The following is an 18,186-nucleotide window of genomic DNA, read 5'->3' as shown; positions in this document are numbered from 1 at the left end:
TGTGGGAGCCGGCTTGCCGGCGATGGGGCCGGGCCAGGCTTAGCCGGCAGTAGGCTTCTTCACCGCCCGCGGCTTCTTCGCCGCAGCCGGTTTAACCCCCGGCAGCGCTGCCGCCTTGGGTTCGGCAGGCGCCTTGGGCTTGGCCGCCGCCTTCTTGCGTGGCGCAGCCTTAGGCGCTAGCGCCTCGGCCTCGGCCAGCTTGCGCGCCATCTCCCAGTGGCGGTCTTCCTGCCCGGCAGGCTTACCCTCCGACTCCCAGATCTGATAGGCGAATTCGCGAACACGTTTTTCATCGACACTCATCATGACGCTCCTGATGCTCAAGATTGTTGTATCAACAGATTGACCGGAAACTCCGCCAGTACCGCGCGCAACATCAGTTCCTTTGAAGGGCTGACAGCGGCACTTGGGAAAAGTCCCGTCGAGTTGGCAGGTGACAAGGCAAACGGCAGGATCACCCGGGTGTCGTCCCAGTTCTGCGCCGGGATCAACGGTGTCGTGGCGCCGCCCAGCAGGCCACTGGCCAGGCGTGGGGCGACGATGATGGCGCGCTGGCCTTCACCCAGGCGGGCGAATGCCAGCACCTGGTCGGCATGCCGGCCCTGCACGGTCAGTGGCAGGTAGGCGCCGCGGCGGAACAGTTCGGCGTGGGCCTGGCGGCAGTCCAGCACGCGGGCCACCAGGGCCTGTTTGATGCGCCCGTCGCGCCAGTGCGCGAGCAGCTCGGCCGGCGTGCTGGCGTCGTCCAGGGTGCGCCGCCTGCAAGCGTAGTCCACCGGCTGGCGGTTGTCCGGGTCGACCAGGCTGAAATCCCAGTACTCGTTGCCCTGGTACAGGTCGGGCACCCCCGGCACGGTCATGCGCAGCAGTGTCTGCACCAGGCCGTTGAGTGCGCCGGGGCAGGCGATCAGCTGCGCGGCATCGGCCAGCGACTGGCGCAGTTGCTGGTTCTCGCGGGCGAGCAGCAGGCCATCGACATAGCCGGCGCAGGCTGCTTCATAGGCTTCGTTGGGGGCGTTCCAGCTGCTGCGCAGCTTGGCCTCGCGCAAGGCCTTCTGCTGCCACTGGCGGATGCGCGCGGCGTAGTGCTGCAGGGCGGGGCCATCGTTCAGGTCCAGGCCCAACGGCCAGCTGCCGAGCAAGGTCTGCAACAACAGCATCTCATCGCCCGGGCTCGGCGCCAGGCCATCGTCCAGTTGCTCGCGCAGCGGCGCGGCCAGCTCGCGCCAGTGCTCCATGCGGCTGGCCAGCCAGGGGCCGCGTTCGCTCAGCACCGCCAGGCGTGCGCGGGTGTCTTCGCCGCGCTTGTGGTCGTGGGTGGCGGTGGCCAGCAGGTTGTCGGGGAAGTCGCGCAGGCGGCGCTGGGCTTCGTTGTGGAAGTACTCCGGGCCGGCGCTGAAACGCTCGGCCTCGAAGCCCACATCGTTGCGCGACAACAGCCGCGCCGAGCGGTAGAAGGCGGTGTCTTCCACGGCCTTGGCCGCGCTCGGCGCGGTGAGCTGCTGGAAGCGCACGCAGGCGTGGCGCAGGTGCTTGCGCGGGCGGCCAGGCGGCAGCTGGCGCCAGGGTTGGCCACCGAGCCAGTGCGCCAGCTGTTCGAGCAGTGGCCAGTCGGCCTCGGCGAGGTCCTGGCGGGCATCGGCCAGGGCCTGCTGGAAGAACTTCTCGTCCTCGGCCGGGCGGCCACAGGCGTTGAAGTAGGTGCGGTACACCGGGTAATGCGCCACCAGCGCCTGCAGCGCCCGACGGATGGCGCCGAGGGTCAGGTCGCGGGTCATCAGGTCGTCGCGGGCCACTTGCAGCAGCGCCTGGGCCACCGATTCGCAGTCGCCGGCCAGGCTCGCGTTGAGCACCAGGTGGCGGGCCTGGCGCACTTCCTCGGCGAACGCCGGGCGCTCGCTCAGGGCGGCCCAGAGCTCGGTCAGCGGTGCCTCGCCGGCCGGGTCATGCTGCAGCAGCGACACCTGGTTCATGAACTCGTAGCCGGTGGTGCCGTCGGTGAGCCAGTCGCGGTGCAGGTGCTCGCTCTGGCCGAGGATTTTTTCCACGTAGATCGGGAAGTGCTCCAGCGCCGCCGACAGGGGCCGCCTGGCGAGCAGCCCGGTGACCCGCCGGCGCAACTTGCGGCAGTAGCCGCGCGGGTCGGCCAGGCCATCGATATGGTCGATGCGCAGGCCATCCACCAGGCCGCGCTCGATCAGCTCGAACAGCTTGGCGTGGGTGGCCTCGAACACCACCGCGCGCTCCACGCGCAGCCCGCCCAGCTCGTTGATGTCGAAGAAGCGCCGCCAGTTGATGTCGTCGGCGGCGGTACGCCAGCTGGCCAGGCGGTAGGTCTGGCGCTCAAGCAACAGGTGCAGGCGCTTGAAGCCGTTTTCACAGCGGCTGTCGAAGGCCACCAGGGCCGATTCCAGGTCTGCGCCTTCAGCCACCAGGCGCGCCAGTTCGGCGTGCAACGGCGCGGCGGCGGCCAGCGGCTCGGCGGCGTCGTTCAGGGCCGTGAAGTGCTCGGCCAGCGCCTGCAAGGTCGGCTCCGGGCTCAGGGAAAGGATCCAGCCGTAATCGACCGGGCAGATGGGGAAGCGGTGCTCGTGGTGGGCCACCTGCAACACGCCCTGCTGGGCGTCGAACTGCAGCGGCATCTCGCCATTCTTCAGCACCAGGCCATAGTCGTTGGCCAGGAACGGCAGCAACAGCTGGCCCGCCAGCAGCGGGTCGCTGGAGTGCCACTGGATGTCGAAGAACTCGGCATAGGGGCTGCGCCGGCCCCAGGCCAGCAGGCTCTGCCACCAGGGGTTGTCGGCGCCGCCGACGGCCATGTGGTTGGACACGGTATCGAGGATCAGCCCCATGCCGTGCTGGCGCAGGGCGGCCACCAGGCGCTGCAGCGCGGCTTCGCCACCGAGCTCCGGGTTGACCTGGGTCGGGTCGACCACATCGTAGCCATGGCGTGAGCCGGCGCGGGCCTTGAGGATCGGCGAGGCATACACATGGCTGATGCCCAGCTGGGCGAAGTAGGGCACCAGCGGCACGGCGTGGTCGAGGGTGAAGTCACTGTGAAACTGCAGGCGCAGGGTCGCGCTCAAGGGCTTCATCGGTCACGCTCCCAGGCTTGTTCGCGGGCCTGGGCCAACAGCTCCAGGCGGCGTGCGGCATCGTCATCGTCGAGCAGTTCGCGCACCGGCGCGGCGAAGCGCCGGCGCCAGTTGGGGTGGCCTTCGGTGGTGCCGGGCAGGTTGGGTTGCTCATCGCTGCCCAGCAGGTCTTCCAGCGGGATCAGCACCAGCGGCGCGCGGGTGTGGCCGACGTAGCGGATGGCGGCATCGATCAGCGCGTCGTTGTCCGCTTGCGGGCCGTAGTTGGCTTCCAGGGTGCGGCGCAGGCCGTCGCGCTCCTTCTGCCGCTCGTGGCGCCAGTGCAGTTCGGTGGCGGCGTCGATCAGCTTCAGGCGCTGGCTCCAGTCGATGTCGCGGCTTTGCAGCCAGCCGGCCAGCGGCGCCAGGTCGTGGGTGCCGGTGGTGGCCAGGGCATCGTCCGGCCAGTCGAGAATCGGCTTGAAGTGCCCAGGCTGGGTCTGCTCGAAGGGCAGCACGCGCATGCCCAGCACGTGCTTGGCGGCCAGCGCTTCACGCAGGCCTTCGGGCACCGTGCCAAGGTCTTCGCCGAGGATGATCGCTTGGTGGCGAGCCGACTCCAGGGCCAGCAGGCGCAGCAGGTCCTGCAGCGGGTAATGCAGGTAGGCGCCTTCGCTGGGCTTGCAGCCGCGGGGGATCAGCCACAGGCGGCGCAGGCCCATCACATGGTCGATGCGCAGGCCGCCCGCGTGCGCAAGGTTGGCCCGCAGCATCTCGATGAAGGCGCGGTAGCCATTGCGCCTGAGGCCTTCGGGGGAGAAGGCGCAGATGCCCCAGTCCTGCCCCGAGCGGTTGAGGATGTCCGGTGGCGCGCCGACCTTGAGGTTGGCCAACAGCTCGTCCTGGCGGCTCCAGGCCTGGCTGCCGGCACCGTCGGCGCCCACCGCCAGGTCGGCGATCAGGCCCACCGCCATGCCGTTGCTGCGCGCCGCTTCCTGGGCGCGTTGCAGGCTGCGGTCGGCCAGCCACTGGCAGAAGGCGTGGAACTCGACCTTGGCCGGGTAGGCGTTGGCGAAGGCTTCGACCTCGGGGTGGTAGGGGTCGTGCCAGGCGCTGGGCCAGTTGCGCCAGTCACCGCCCAGGCCGTGGTCCACGGCTTGCGCCTGCAGCACCTCGAAGCGGCAGTGGTGCTCCAGGGCCTGGCCGGCCGCGGCGCGGAAGCTGTCGAAGTCCTTGCGCAGCGGGTGGTCGCCCTGGCTGAAGTCCTGGTACAGCGCCTGCAGCAGGCTCAGGCGGGCGTTGGCGGCCCGTGGCCAGTCGACCAGCGGTTGCTGTTCCAGGTCTTCGAGGGTCTGCTCCAGGCCGCAGGCCTCGATGGCCATGCGCACGGCGCGCTCGCCGAGCACGGCGGCGGGGCTGGCATAGAGGGTGTTGAGCAGCAGGCGGCTGGAGGGCGAATAAGGGCTGTAGTGCAGCTGGTCAACCGCCGACAGGGCATGGATCGGGCTGATGGCCAGGGCATCGGCGCCGCGCTCGGCGGCGCTGCGTGCCAGTTGCTCCAGGGCCAGGCAGTCGCCGAAGCCGCCATCGCCGCTGCGGCGCAGGCTGTAGAGCTGCACGGCGAGGCCCCAGCAGCGTGGTGGTGGTTGCACCGCGTCTTCCAGGCTGTGGCAGCGCGCAGGCGCCACGGCCAGGGTGAAGCGCTGGCCTTCGATTTCCACCTGGTGGTAGCCGACGGGCAACACACCGGGCAGGCGCGCCTGACTGTCGAGGGCGACGTTGCGCTGGCTGCCATCTTCCAGGGTGCAACGCGCGGTGCTGGCGGGCTGGAAGTAGTGCGCCAAGGCCAGCGGCTCAGCCACGTCGGCGGTCAGCAGTGGCGGCAGGTGCTGGCTGTCCTCGGCGGTTTCCACCGCCTGCAGGCTGCTGTGCACCTCGTTGTCGTCGCCAGCCAGGTGGCCCAGGCCATCGAGGACCTTGCGCAGCACCTCGTCGCTGACCTGTTGTGGCCGGTTGTTGGCATCGACCCAATCGCGGGCAAGGCCCACGCGGGCGGCCAGGCGGTGCAGGGCGGTTTCGCTCATGGGCTCTCCTGGCCAGGGGCAAGCAGGCTGACCACGCAGCTGTAGGCCGACAGTGCGGTGTCTGGGTGCGTGGTGTCGCTGCTGTCGTAAAGGCGCTGTTCGGCGGCGGGCAAGGTGACTGCCTGGGGCGTGGGCGCAAGGTTCAGGTCGATGCGCAGGGTCTTGCCATCGCCCAGGCGCCAGCGTGCGGTCAGGGCCTTGTCGCCCAGCACATCGGCGCCCAGCGCGCGGCTGCCGGGCAAGTGCGGGATCACATGGATGCGGCGCAGCGCCAGCAGCTGTTGATAGAGGCCGTGCCAGCCGGCGATGACCTCCTGGCGCTGGGGCCGCGAAGCTTCGAAGGTCTGCTCGGCGTTGGGGTCGGGAATGCGTTCGCGCTGGGCCGGGTCGGCGAAGGCGTTGAAGTGGGCGAACTCGCCGCGCCGGCCTTCGCGCACGGCATCGGCCAGTTCGTCGTGGAAGTCGGTGAAGAACAGAAAGGGCCGGCAACTGCCGTCGTCGTCGCCCATGAACAGCAGCGGGATCATCGGCGCCAGCAGCAGCAGGCCGGTGGCTGCGCGCAGGGCCTGGGGCGGGCACAGGCGGGTGAGGCGCTCGCCCAGGGCGCGGTTGCCGATCTGGTCGTGGTTCTGCAGGAACAGCACGAACGAACTGGGCTCCAGGTGGCCGCTGGGCTCGCCGCGTGGCGTGCCGTGGCGGTTGGCCTGGCCCTGGAACACGAAGCCTTCGGCCAGGCAGCGGGCCAGCTTGTCGATCGGCCGCTGCTGGTAGTCGGCGTAGTAGCCTTCGGTTTCGCCGGTCAGCAATACGTGCAGGGCGTTGTGGCCATCGTCGTTCCACTGCGCATCGAAGCCCTGTTCGAGCAAGGATGCCTGGTTGTGCTCGTTCTCCAGCACCAGCCACACGTGCCGGCCTGGCTCGATGGCGGCGCGCACACGCTGCGCCAGTTCGACGAGAAAGTCCGGTGCATCGATGGCGTGCACAGCGTCCAGGCGCAGGCCGTCGCAGCGGTATTCGCACAGCCACATCAGGGCATTCTGGATGAAGAACTCGCGCACTTCGGCGCGGCGAAAATCGATGGCGGCGCCCCAGGGCGTCTGCCGGTCCTCGCGAAAGAACGCGCTGGCGTACTGGTGCAGGTAATTGCCGTCGGGGCCGAAATGGTTGTAGACCACGTCCACCAGCACCATCAGGCGCTGGCCGTGGGCTTGATCCACCAGCGCGCACAGCTGCTCGGGGCTGCCGTAGTTGTGCTGCGGTGCATAGGGCAGCACGCCGTCATAGCCCCAGTTGCGCTCACCGGGGAACTGCCCGATGGGCATCAGCTCGATGGCGCTGATGCCAAGCTCGGCCAGGCGCGGCAGCTGCCGGGCGACGCCGTCGTAGCCTTGCAGCACGCCGACGTGCAGCTCCTGGATCACCGCTTCGTGCCAGGGCCGGCCGTGCCAGGGGTGTTGCCAGGCATAGGCCTGGGTGTCGACCACCTGGCTTGGGCCCTGCACCCCTTCGGGCTGGTAGCGCGAGGCCGGGTCGGCCACCTGCAACTGGCCATCGATGCGGTAGTGGTAGCGGTCCCCGGCCTGGCAGGGCGCCACGCCGGTGAACCAGCCATTGTCTTCGCGCAGCAGCTCGATCGCCGGCTGCTGCTGCAACTCCAAGCTCACGCTGCGCGCATCGGGCGCCCACAGGGCGAAGCGCGCCGACGTGGCGTCCAGAAGGTGTGCGCCATGCCTGTGCATCTTCGAATCCCCGCTCAGTAGTGGCTGAACTGTGCCTGCTTGACCAGGTCCTCGTAGAGGCGGGCGTAGGGTTCGACCGCCTGGCACCAGTTGAACGGCTGGGTCATGGACAGGCAGCGCATGGCGTTGAGCAGGTTCTTCTTCTCATAGATATAGAAGGCCCGGCTCAGCGCCTCGCGGTAGCTTTCCACGGTCGATTCGTCGAACAGAAAACCCGTGACGCCGTTCTCGATGGTGTCGGCCAGCCCGCCGGTATTGCGCGCCACCGGCAACGAACCGAAGCGCTGGGCGTACATCTGGCTCAGGCCGCAGGGCTCGTAGCGCGACGGCATGAGCAGGAAGTCGCTGCCGGCGAACATGCGCCGGGCATCGGTTTCGTTGAAGCCGATGCGCACGCCGATGCGGCCCGGGTGGCGCAGCGCCAGTTCGCGCATGGCTTGTTCTTCTTCCGGCTCGCCGCGGCCGATGATGGCGATCTGGCCGCCTTGCTCGACGATGTAGTCGGCCACGCCCAGGGTCAGGTCCAGGCCCTTCTGGTACACCAGGCGCGAGACCACGGCGAACAACGGGCCGCTGGACGGTTCGAGTTCGAACAGGCGGCGCACCGCTTCGGCGTTGCGTGCCTTGCCCTCCCAGTCGTTGATGCTGAAATTGTGCTGCAGGTGGGTGTCGGTGGCCGAATCCCAGCTCTCGTCGATGCCGTTGGGAATGCCGCCGAGCAGCCCTTGCTGGGCCTTGCTGGCGAGGAAGCCGTGCAGGCCGCAGCCGAATTCCGGGGTGGTGATTTCACGGGCGTAGGTGGCGCTGACCGTGGTGATGTGGCTGGAGTAGGCAAGGCCGGCCTTGAGGAACGACAGCTTGCCGTAGAACTCCATGCCTTCCTGCTGCATGGCATGGTCGGGGATCGCCAGCTCCGGGCTGCAGGCGCGGCTGTACACACCCTGGTAGGCCAGGTTGTGGATGGTGAACAGGGTCGGGGTATTCAGGCCGCGCCAGTGCATGTAGGCCGGGGCCAGGCCGGCAGGCCAGTCGTGGGCGTGCACCACTTCGGGCTTCCAGTGGATCTTGCCTTCGCCGGCAGCGATTTCGGCGGCGGCCAGGCCCAGGCGGGCGAAACGGATGTGGTTGTCGGGCCAGTCGCGACCGTTGTTGGCACCATAGGGCGTGCCGTCGCGCTGGTACAGCTCGGGGCAGATGAGCACGTAGATGACCAGGCCGTCGGCCATGTCCATGCGGCCGATCTTGCACGGCGGCAGGGCGGCGTGGCCACCGAGTTCGCCGACGATATGGATGGGGTTGTCGCTTTCCATCACCTGGCTGTAGCCGGGGATCAGTACCCGCACATCGTGCAGGTGCGCAAGGGCCCGGGGCAGTGCGGCGGAGACGTCGCCCAGGCCACCGGTTTTCACAAGGTCGGCGATTTCCGAAGTGACGAACAGGATCTTGCGCTTGTTCGGGTTGTGCTGGCGCTGGGCGCCGGGTGCCTTGGCTGTCGTGGCGAAGCCCGGGGTGAGGGGTTCGCGGTTTTCCGGGTTGAATGAATCTACGTGAGGTTCGACAGCGGCACTGATCATACTTCTCTCCGTCCCTATGTTGTGGCCGGGTGCTGGCACCCGTTGCTCTTGTTTCGTTGTTGGTTTTCTCTGGTTCGTATCTTCGTAGTGCGGTCCTTGCCCCAGGGTCGTGCGCGCAGGCACGGCGCAATCGGCATTCCGGCCGAAGGCGATTGAGCGGGTTGGGGTGGGTGGGCTTTGGCGAGGGGTGCCCCTTTGCCATGGCCTACTTATGTTGCTGACCCGCCACCGTTTGCAAAAGTTCGACTTATTTCCGTCGCTTCTTCCCTGAGCAAATGGCGGGCCGGAAACTGAGTGTAGGAGAGCTGGAGCTAAAAAGGTGACCCACTGGTCACTTTCGTTATGACGCGGGCTAGACGCAAACGTTGGCGTGCGCAGTAGGTGCCGAGGCGGGGTAGAAAAGGGGCAGGTGAGCGAGGTGGGCGTGCTTCATTTTGCAGCGAGCGAGGGCCAGGTTTGCCCTGAAGCGGGGCATTGCGCCCCGCGCCAAGTTCAGGTCGAAGGCAGCAGCGAAGAGTGGTGATGGCTGATCAGCCATTGCTGGCCATCCCAGGCGTAAGTGAAGCTGTAGCGTGCAGCCACCTGCTTGCCCGTGGCGGCGAAATCGAAGGTATAGAGGCCGGCGAGGGTTGCCGTGTTGCAGGCGGCTTGAAAGTGGTGGCTGTCGAGCTTGCCGCTGGGCTGTTCGGCGAGGAAGTGCTCGAAGTAGTCGAGGCGTTCCTGCTGGCTCAGGCGCGGATGCTTGGACACCGTGGGCAGCAACAGCGCATCGTGCTGGTAGCGCTGCGCGACCCGCTTGGGGTCGCCGCTCTTGAGGCTGTCGTTCCAGGTTTCGAACAAGGCCAGGGCTTGTTGTTCGGTGACGGTTTCGCAGCTTTGGGCCGCAGCGTGCAAGGGCAGGGAGGCGAGGGCTATCGGCAGGCAGTATTTGGCGATGTTCATGCTAGCTCCGTTGGCGGGGCTCCTGGCTGGGCCCGTGACGGCGGCTACTGTAGAAAGCGCGACGTGGCGCAACTATCGGAAAAATCGTTTGGCTAGCACTGCTTTTGCGCAGCGCAGGGTGGGAGCGGGGAAGCTCCCACGCCAGGAGAGGGTCAGAGGCTGACGGATTTGTCGCCGGAACGTGCCTGCTCCAGCAGCATGTGCAATTGAGCGACCTGCTGGCGCAGCTGCTCGCGTTCGTCCTTCAACTTGCGCAGCTCATCGCGGCGCACGGAGACATAGAGGGTCTGGGTTGGAGTGGCTGGCATCAAGGTACCCATGAGTACACCTCGCGGTTCTGGCTGGTGACATTTAAAGCGTAGACGCTTCACGCGGCGCGCATTCTGAATTCTTTCGCAGCCGATGGGAACTTTTTTGTTTGACGTTGTCGCGCCGTTCGTCGCTGAACCCTTGGGGCGCGTGCTGGACTAATCTGTGAAGCTGAACTGCATTGTCATTCATTTTCGAAGGGGAGCATCGGCTCATGCAACTGGGAATCGTCGGGCTGGGCCGCATGGGCGGCAATATCGCAAGGCGCCTGATGCGCGCCGGACACCGCACGGTGGTCAACGACCGCAACCGTGAGGCCATCGTCGCCCTGGAAGGCGAGGGCGCCCAGGGTGCCCACGACCTCGGTGCGCTGGTGCAAAAGCTCAAGGCGCCGCGGGCGGTGTGGGTGATGCTGCCGGCGGGCGAGCCCACCGAGCAGACCATCGCGCAACTGGCCGAGCTGCTGGAGCCGGGCGATGCGATCATCGATGGCGGCAACACCTTCTACAAGGACGACATGCGCCGCGCCAGCGAGCTGGCCAAGCGCGGCCTGCACTACCTGGACGTCGGCACCTCGGGCGGGGTCTGGGGCCTGGAGCGCGGCTACTGCATGATGATCGGCGGCGAGAAGGACGTGTTCGAACGCCTGGAGCCGCTGTTCAAGGCGCTGGCCCCGGGCGTGGGCGATATACCGCGCACCCATGGCCGCGAGGGTGAGCACCAGCGCGCCGAGCATGGCTACATCCATGCCGGCCCGCCAGGCGCCGGGCACTACGTGAAGATGGTGCACAACGGCATCGAGTACGGACTGATGCAGGCCTACGCCGAAGGCTTCGACCTGCTGCGCAGCAAAGGCGGCACGGAACTGCCCGAAGACCAGCGCTTCGACCTGAATGTGGCCGAGATCGCTGAAGTGTGGCGACGCGGCAGCGTGGTTACCTCCTGGCTGCTCGACCTGACCGCCGATGCCCTGGTGGCCGACCCGCAGCTGGCCCAGTTCAGCGGTTCGGTGTCCGACAGTGGCGAAGGCCGCTGGACCATCGACGCCGCCGTCGAGCAGGCCGTGCCGGTGCCGGTGCTGTCCAGCGCGCTGTTCGCCCGCTTTCGCTCGCGCCAGCAGCAGGGCACCTATGGCGACAAGATCCTTTCCGCCATGCGCCTGGGCTTCGGTGGCCACGTCGAGAAGAAAGACGCATGACCAAACAGACCATACCGACTGCTCCGCCCTGCACCCTGTTCCTCTTCGGCGCCAATGGCGACCTGGTCAAGCGCCTGCTGATGCCGGCGCTGTACAACCTCAGCCGGGACGGCTTGCTCGACCGCAACCTGCGCATCGTCGGCGTCGACCACAACGCCGCCACGGCCACGGAATTCGCCGAGCGCCTGCACGCCTTCATGCTCGAGCGTGACAAGGGCGGCGAGGGCGCCAGCAAGTGCCTGGACGAGAAGCTGTGGGCGCGCCTGGCCAAGAACCTGGACTACCAGACCGGCGACTTTCTCGACCCGGCCACCTACACGGCCCTGGCCAAGCGCATCGACAAGACCAGCCATGGCAACGCCATTTTCTACCTGGCCACCTCGCCGCGCTTCTTCCCCGAAGTGGCCCAGCGCCTGGGCGCGGCCGGCTTGCTCGACGAGTCTGGCGGCAGTTTCCGCCGGGTGGTAGTGGAGAAGCCCTTCGGCACTGACCTGGCCAGCGCCGAAGCGCTCAATGCCTGCCTGTTGAAGGTGATGAGCGAGCGGCAGATCTACCGCATCGACCATTACCTGGGCAAGGAAACGGTGCAGAACATCCTGGTCAGCCGGTTTTCCAACGGGCTGTTCGAATCGTTCTGGAACAACCACTACATCGACCATGTGCAGATCACCGCCGCCGAAACCGTCGGCGTCGAAACCCGCGGCGCGTTCTACGACAACACCGGTGCCCTGCGCGACATGGTGCCCAACCACCTGTTCCAGCTGCTGGCGATGGTCGCCATGGAGCCTCCGGCGGCCTTTGGTGCCGATGCGGTGCGTGGCGAGAAGGCCAAGGTCATCGGCGCCATCCGCCCCTGGTCGGCGAAAATGGCCCTGCGCAACTCGGTGCGGGGCCAGTACAGCGAAGGCAAGCAGGGGCGCAAGCGCCTGCCGGGCTATCGCCAGGAAGACAAGGTGGCGCCAGATAGCCAGACCGAAACCTACGTGGCCCTGAAGGTGATGATCGACAACTGGCGCTGGGCCGGCGTGCCGTTCTACCTGCGTACCGGCAAGCGCATGAGCGTGCGCGACACCGAGATCGCCATCTGCTTCAAGCCGGCGCCTTACGCGCAGTTTCGCGAGTCGGAGCTGGAGCGGCCCAAGCCCAATTACCTGAAGATCCAGATCCAGCCCAACGAGGGCATGTGGTTCGACCTGCAGGCCAAGCGGCCGGGGCCGGAGCTGGTGATGGAGAATGTCGAGCTGGGCTTTGCCTACAAGGACTTCTTCAAGATGACCCCGGCGACCGGCTACGAGACCTTGATCTACGATTGCCTGACCGGCGACCAGACCTTGTTCCAGCGCGCCGACAACATCGAGAACGGCTGGCGTGCGGTGCAGCCGTTTCTCGATGCCTGGGCCCAGGATGGCGAGGTGCATGAGTACCCGGCGGGTGAGGATGGGCCGGAGGCTGGGGATGAGTTGCTGACCCGTGACAAGCGTGAATGGCACAAGCTGGGGTGACTGTACCGGCCTCATCGCCGGCAAGCCGGCTCCCACAGGCCTGTGTGTACCTGTGGGAGCCGGCTTGCCGGCGATGAGGCCGGTACAGGCAAACCTATAAGGAGTAGCAATGCCCGCCCACATCGAAGACTACGCCCTGCTCGGCAACTGCCGCAGCGCCGCTCTGGTCAGCCGCGACGGCTCCCTGGACTGGCTGTGCCTGCCGCGCTTCGACGCCCCCGCGGTGTTCGCCGCGCTGCTGGGCAACGAAGAAAACGGCCGCTGGCGCCTGGCCCCGACCGACCCGGTGCAACACAGCAGCCGCACCTACCTGGACGACACCCTGGTACTGGAAACCACCTGGGTCACTGCCAGCGGCCGCGCCCGCGTGCTCGATTTCATGCCGCTGGACGAGGTCAACTCGGTGGTGCGCATCGTCGAAGGCCTTTCGGGTGAAACCAGTTTCGAAATGGACCTGGTGATGCGCTTCGATTACGGGCGCAGCGTGCCCTGGGTAGAAAAACTCGACCCCCTGACCCTCAGCGCCGTGGCCGGCCCCGACCGCCTGATCCTGTGCAGCAGCGTGCCCTCGCACGCCCGCGACCACCACACGGTCGCGCGCTTTCGCGTCGGCGCAGGCGAACGCCACGTGTTCAGCCTGCGCCACCAGCCCTCGCATTTGCCGGTGCAGCCGGACTGCGACATCGACCAGGCCCTGGCGCACACCCTCGAGCACTGGCAGGCGTTCGCCGCCCGTTGCCCGGATGTCGGCCCTTACACCGCCCTGGTGCGGCGCTCGCTGCTGACCCTCAAGGCCATGACCTACGCACCCACCGGCGGCATCGTCGCCGCCGTCACCACCTCGCTGCCCGAGCGCGTGGGCGGCGAGCGCAACTGGGACTACCGCTTCTGCTGGCTGCGCGACGCCACCATGACCCTGCTGGCCTTCATGAACCTTGGCTACTTCGACGAAGCCCAGGCCTGGCGCGAATGGCTGTTGCGCTCGGTGGCCGGCAACCCCGAGCAGATGCAGATCATGTACGGCCTGGCCGGTGAACGCGACCTGCAGGAATACACCCTGCCGTGGCTGGCCGGCTACGAGCACTCGCAACCGGTGCGGGTCGGCAATGCCGCCTCCGAGCAGCGCCAGCTGGATATCTACGGCGAGCTGGCCGACGCCATGACCCAAGCGATCAAGGGCGGCCTGCCTCGCCTGCCGCGCAGCGCCGCGATCGCCCGCTTGATCCTGCCCTATGTGGAAAGCATCTGGCGCGAGCCGGACGAAGGTGTGTGGGAAGTGCGCGGCGGCCGCCAGCACTTCGTGCATTCCAAGGTCATGGCCTGGGTCGCCTTCGACCGCGCGGCGGGGCTGGCCGATACCACCGAGGAAGACCGCGAGCGCGGCCATCATTACCGCCAGGTGGCCGATGAAATCCACCGCGAAGTCTGCGCCCAGGGGCTCGATGCCAGCGGCGCGTTCTTCGTTCAGGCCTATGGCTCGAGCGAACTGGATGCCAGCCTGCTGCAGATTGCCCTGACCGGTTTTCTGCCCGCGACCGACCCGCGCTTCTTGCGCACCCTGGAGCAGATCGAACAGCGGTTGCTGAAAAATGGCCTGCTGCTGCGCTATGACAGCGACAGTTGCAGCGATGGGCTGACGCCGGGGGAGGGCACGTTCCTGGTGTGCTCGTTCTGGTTGGCCGATGTCTATGTGCTGCTCGGGCGCCAGCAGCAGGCGCAGGCGCTGTACGAGAAGCTGACCGGGCTGTGCAACGACCTGGGCCTGCTGGCCGAGCAGTACGACCCGGCCGGGCGGCGCATGCTGGGTAACTACCCCCAGGCGTTCAGCCATATCGGCATCATCAACACGGCGCTGAACCTGCACCGGGCGCAGTGCCCGGCGCGGGATCGGGCGAGCAGTGGGTGAAGGCCTCAGTTCACGGCATCTTTCAGATTCTTGCCGGGTTTGAAGGTGATTTTCTTGTGCGCGTTGATGGTGATTTCTTCAAGGGTGCGAGGGTTGCGCCCAACCCGCTTGGGCACGGCAGTCACGCCGAAATTGCCAAAGCCTACCAACGAGACGTCTTGGCCTTTGATCATGGTTTCGGTGATTGCATCAAGGAACGCTTTCAACACCAACCCTGCGTCAGCCTTGCTCAACTCGGCCCGCTTGGCGATGTCATCGATCAGTTTTTTCTTGTTCATCGGGTCATCCTGTCAATGAGGTGTTCAAGGCCCCGTCGGCCTGCTTGCAGGCTGGCGCGGTACACCGAGTTTCGGGGCTGCCCGGCAAGGCGCGCAACTGGCAAAAATATCAGGTCTGCGGTGCTGTAAAACTGTTAGCCTTGACGGGTTTCAGGCGTTTTGGACAGGCCATGGCCAACCACAAGATCGAGATTCGTCGGCGCAATGTAGAAAAGATTCTGCAGGCCGCCGAAAAGGTGTTCGCCGAGAAGGGTTTCGGTGCCACTTCCATGGGTGATATCGCCGAACAGGCCGAGCTGCCGCGTTCCAATCTGCACTACTACTTCAACACCAAGGACGACCTGTTCCGTGCGGTGCTGCAGGACCTGCTGGATGTATGGAAGCAGGACGCCCTGTGCTTCGAGAACTTCGACGACCCGCGGGTGGTGCTGACCAGCTACATCCGCGCCAAGATGGGCCATTCCCGGTCACGTCCGCTGGGTTCGAAGATCTGGGCCGAAGAGATGCTGCATGGCGCGCCGCTGCTGGGCGTGAACCTGGGCGAGAGCCTGGTGCCCTGGGCCAAGCTGAAGGAAGACAAGATTCGGCGTTGGGTGGATGAAGGGCGCATCCTGGCGGTGGAGCCTTCGGCGCTGCTGTACATGATCTGGGCATCGACCCAGCACTATGCCGACTTTGGTTATCAGGTGACGGTGCTCAATGGCGGCGAGCCGTTGTCGGACCCGGCGTTCGAGCGGGCGGTGCAGACGGTGACCAGTGTGATCCTGCGGGGGATTGGGTTGGAGCCCTAGGGCTGCGTTGCAGCCCAATCGCTGCGTTGCAGCCCTAGGGCTGCGTTGCAGCCCAATCGCCGGCAAGCCGGCTCCCACAGGGTGCAGTGCAGCGCTTGCCTGTGGGAGCCGGCTTGCCGGCGATGAGGCCACCACCGACTCAGCTCGCTTCGCGGTAGGGATTGCGCGGATCCTGCGTCCAGTTCAAATAAGGCTTGCCAGTCTCCTGCGCGACCATCTCGATGCAGCCCTCCACCGGGCAGGTGATCTGGCACAGGTTGCACCCCACGCACTCATCCTCGATCACGCTGTAGGCATGGGTCCCATCCGCCTTCAAGGTACTGGCAATCGCCTGGTGCGAGGTGTCTTCGCAGGCAATGTGGCAACGGCCGCAGCCAATGCACGCGTCCTGGTCGATGTGCGCCACCGACTTGTAGTTGATGTCCAGGTACTTCCAGTCGGTGGTGTGCGCCACCGCTTGGCCGCGGAAGGCCTCCAAGTTGCGGTGCCCGTGCTGGTCCATCCAGCGCGCCAGGCCGTCCTTCATGTCCTCGACGATACGAAAACCATGCAGCATCGCCGCCGTGCACACCTGCACCGCGCCACTGCCCAGGGCGATGAACTCGGCCGCGTCGCGCCAGGTGCCGATGCCGCCGATGCCGCAGATCGGCAGGCCATGGGTTTCCGGGTCGCGGGCGATTTCAGCGACCATGTTCAGGGCGATGGGTTTGACCGCCGAGCCGCAGTAGCCGCCGTGGGTACTCTGGTCGCCGACGATGGGGTGGGCGACCATGCGGTCGAGGTCGACGCTGGTGATCGAGTTGATGGTGTTGATCAGCGACACCGCATCCGCCCCGCCGCGGTGGGCGGCGCGTGCCGATTGGCGGATGTCGGTGATGTTGGGCGTGAGCTTGACGATCACCGGCAGGCTGCAGTGCTGCTTGCACCAGCGGGTGACCATCTCCACGTACTCGGGCACCTGGCCCACGGCCGCGCCCATGCCGCGCTCGGGCATGCCGTGGGGGCAGCCGAAGTTCAGCTCGATGCCATCGGCGCCGGTGGCTTCCACCAGCGGCAGGATGAACTTCCACGACTCCTCCACGCACGGCACCATCAGCGACACGATCAGCGCGCGGTCGGGCCAGTCCTTCTTCACCTGGGTGATTTCGCGCAGGTTGATTTCCAGCGAGCGGTCGGTGATCAGCTCGATGTTGTTGATGCCCTGCACCTGGCGGTTGGCGCCGAAATGCGCCGAGTAGCGCGACGACACGTTGACCGCCGCCGGGTCCTCGCCCAGGGTTTTCCAGACCACCCCGCCCCAGCCGGCCTCGAAGGCGCGGACCACGTTGTAGGCTTTGTCGGTCGGCGGCGCGGAGGCCAGCCAGAACGGGTTCGGCGCCTTGATGCCGGCGAATACGATGGACAAGTCGGCCATTACGCTGCCTCCACATTGAGCATGAGTTGGGCATGGATGGCTTCGGCGGCCAACTTGCCATGTTGCACGGCTTGTACGGTGAGGTCCTGGCCCAGGGCTGTGCAGTCGCCGCCGGCGTATACGCCGGGCAGGCTGGTGCGCATGCTGGCGTCGACGCGGATGCGCTCGCCGTCGCGGGCCAACTGCGCGGCCACGGGGTCGCCCAGGCTCTGTTCATCGAAGCGTTGGCCGATGGCCTTGAAGATGGCGTCGGCGGGCAGCTCGAAGGTTTCGCCGGTGTCGCGCAGGCGGCCGTCGGCCAGTTCGGTGCGGGCGAAGCGCATGCCGCGCACCTTGCCGTGATCGTCCAGCAGCACCGCATCGGGGCGCGCCCAGGTGTGCAGGCGTACCTGGTTGGCCTTGGCGATGTCCTGCTCGTGGCCGGTGGCGCCCATGTCGGCGTGGCCGCGGCGGTACACCAGGTTGACGTCGCGCGCGCCCAGGCGGCTCATCTGCACGGCCATGTCGATGGCGGTGTTGCCGGCACCGATGACCAGGCAGCGCTCGGCCAGTGGCAGTTGCGTGAGGTCATCGGCCTGGCGCAGTTCGCGGATGTAGTCGGTGGCCGCGAGCATGCCCGCAGCCTCTTCGTCGGCAAGGCCCAGTTGGCGCACCGCATTCAGGCCAAGGCCGAGGAACACCGAATCGTACTGCTCACGCAGCTCGGCAAGGCTCAGATTGGCGCCCAGGCGCTGGCCATGGCGGATCTCGATGCCGCCGATGCCCAGCAGGAAGTCCACTTCGCGCTGGGCGAAATCATCCACCAGCTTGTAGCGGGCGATGCCGTACTCGTTGAGGCCACCGGCCTTTTCACTGGCCTCGAACACCACCACGTCATGCCCGTGCAGGGCCAAGCGGTGGGCGCAGGACAACCCGGCCGGGCCTGCGCCGACCACGGCAATGCGTTTGCCGGTGGCGGGGGAGCGCTGGAACGGGTGTTCGCTGAAGCCTGCGTTGTCCAGCGCATAGCGCTGCAGCTGGCCGATCAGCACCGGGGCGCACTCCTGGGCGTTGTTGCGCACGCAGGCTTGCTGGCAAAGGATTTCGGTCGGGCACACGCGGGCACAGCTGCCGCCGAGGATGTTGGCCGAGAGAATGCGTTCGGCGGCGCCTTGCAGGTTCTCGTCGCTGATGCGGTGGATGAACGAGGGGATGTCGATTTCGCTCGGGCAGGCATTCACGCAGGGGGCGTCGTAGCAGTACAGGCAACGGGCGCTTTCCACGGCAGCCTGGCGGGCGGTGAGGGGCGGGGCGAGGTCGCTGAAGGCCTCGGCCAACGCATCGTTGCCGGCGCGGGGGCGCGGCAGGTGGTTCAGGGCATCGATCACGGTTGTAG

Annotated in this window: 14 protein-coding genes; 4 read left to right on the top strand and 10 right to left on the bottom strand. The window is 66.8% G+C overall.

The features are described from left to right. Window positions 1–39: 39 nt before the first annotated feature. The 7 genes from B3E94_RS23340 to B3E94_RS23310 form a co-directional block, all read right to left on the bottom strand. Window positions 40–306 carry a DUF2934 domain-containing protein gene (locus B3E94_RS23340; RefSeq protein WP_236235479.1) on the bottom strand — a complete coding sequence of 89 codons (267 nt, stop codon included), beginning with the start codon at window positions 304–306 and terminating at the stop codon, window positions 40–42. A 14-nt stretch (window positions 307–320) separates the two neighbouring features. Then, on the bottom strand, window positions 321–3,095 hold the full coding sequence (locus B3E94_RS23335; RefSeq protein ID WP_286915398.1) for a malto-oligosyltrehalose synthase: 2,775 nt from the start codon (window positions 3,093–3,095) through the stop codon (window positions 321–323). Next, window positions 3,092–5,158 (bottom strand): 4-alpha-glucanotransferase, encoded by a 2,067-nt coding sequence (malQ, locus tag B3E94_RS23330; protein WP_286915397.1) that lies wholly within the window; start codon window positions 5,156–5,158, stop codon window positions 3,092–3,094. The genes B3E94_RS23335 and malQ overlap by 4 nt, the downstream gene beginning before the upstream one ends. Further along, entirely contained in the window at window positions 5,155–6,897 is a 1,743-nt protein-coding gene (treZ, locus tag B3E94_RS23325) for a malto-oligosyltrehalose trehalohydrolase (RefSeq protein WP_286915396.1), read from the bottom strand. The genes malQ and treZ overlap by 4 nt, the downstream gene beginning before the upstream one ends. A gap of 14 nt (window positions 6,898–6,911) precedes the next feature. After that, window positions 6,912–8,471 carry a glycogen synthase GlgA gene (gene glgA, locus B3E94_RS23320; protein ID WP_286915395.1) on the bottom strand — a complete coding sequence of 520 codons (1,560 nt, stop codon included), beginning with the start codon at window positions 8,469–8,471 and terminating at the stop codon, window positions 6,912–6,914. Window positions 8,472–8,963: 492 nt separating this feature from the next. Continuing rightward, on the bottom strand, window positions 8,964–9,413 hold the full coding sequence (locus B3E94_RS23315) for an SgcJ/EcaC family oxidoreductase (RefSeq protein WP_286915394.1): 450 nt from the start codon (window positions 9,411–9,413) through the stop codon (window positions 8,964–8,966). Window positions 9,414–9,565: 152 nt separating this feature from the next. Continuing rightward, entirely contained in the window at window positions 9,566–9,733 is a 168-nt protein-coding gene (locus B3E94_RS23310) for a DUF6026 family protein (RefSeq protein WP_236193566.1), read from the bottom strand. 203 nt (window positions 9,734–9,936) lie between these two features. Between B3E94_RS23310 and gnd the strand changes: the two genes are divergently transcribed. The 3 genes from gnd (at window position 9,937) to B3E94_RS23295 (ending at window position 14,328) form a co-directional block, all read left to right on the top strand. Beyond that, window positions 9,937–10,920 (top strand): phosphogluconate dehydrogenase (NAD(+)-dependent, decarboxylating), encoded by a 984-nt coding sequence (gnd, locus tag B3E94_RS23305; RefSeq protein ID WP_236235474.1) that lies wholly within the window; start codon window positions 9,937–9,939, stop codon window positions 10,918–10,920. Continuing rightward, complete coding sequence (gene zwf, locus B3E94_RS23300; RefSeq protein WP_286915393.1) at window positions 10,917–12,422, top strand: glucose-6-phosphate dehydrogenase; 1,506 nt, start codon at window positions 10,917–10,919, stop codon at window positions 12,420–12,422. Before gnd ends, zwf begins: the two co-directional genes overlap by 4 nt. A gap of 109 nt (window positions 12,423–12,531) precedes the next feature. Then, window positions 12,532–14,328: a glycoside hydrolase family 15 protein gene (locus B3E94_RS23295; RefSeq protein WP_286915391.1), complete on the top strand. Its 1,797-nt coding sequence runs from the start codon at window positions 12,532–12,534 to the stop codon at window positions 14,326–14,328. Between the two features lie 5 nt (window positions 14,329–14,333). Here B3E94_RS23295 and B3E94_RS23290 read toward each other — a convergent pair whose 3' ends face one another. Continuing rightward, window positions 14,334–14,606: an HU family DNA-binding protein gene (locus B3E94_RS23290; protein ID WP_286915390.1), complete on the bottom strand. Its 273-nt coding sequence runs from the start codon at window positions 14,604–14,606 to the stop codon at window positions 14,334–14,336. A 170-nt stretch (window positions 14,607–14,776) separates the two neighbouring features. Between B3E94_RS23290 and B3E94_RS23285 the strand changes: the two genes are divergently transcribed. Further along, window positions 14,777–15,397 (top strand): TetR/AcrR family transcriptional regulator, encoded by a 621-nt coding sequence (locus B3E94_RS23285; protein WP_176517301.1) that lies wholly within the window; start codon window positions 14,777–14,779, stop codon window positions 15,395–15,397. A gap of 139 nt (window positions 15,398–15,536) precedes the next feature. Here the strand turns inward: B3E94_RS23285 and preA are convergent, their stop codons facing one another. Together preA and B3E94_RS23275 are read right to left on the bottom strand one after the other, a co-directional pair. Beyond that, window positions 15,537–16,811: an NAD-dependent dihydropyrimidine dehydrogenase subunit PreA gene (preA, locus tag B3E94_RS23280; protein WP_286915389.1), complete on the bottom strand. Its 1,275-nt coding sequence runs from the start codon at window positions 16,809–16,811 to the stop codon at window positions 15,537–15,539. After that, a complete protein-coding gene (locus tag B3E94_RS23275; protein WP_236235469.1) occupies window positions 16,811–18,178 on the bottom strand; it encodes an NAD(P)-dependent oxidoreductase in 1,368 nt (455 codons plus the stop codon). Before B3E94_RS23275 ends, preA begins: the two co-directional genes overlap by 1 nt. Between the last annotated feature and the right edge of the window lie 8 nt (window positions 18,179–18,186).

Origin of the sequence: Pseudomonas sp. UBA6315 (genome assembly GCF_002438125.1) — a bacterium.
Lineage (GTDB): Bacteria > Pseudomonadota > Gammaproteobacteria > Pseudomonadales > Pseudomonadaceae > Aquipseudomonas > Aquipseudomonas faucium.
Note: the sequence above shows the minus strand (reverse complement) of the source record. Positions and strands in the feature narration are given on the sequence as shown.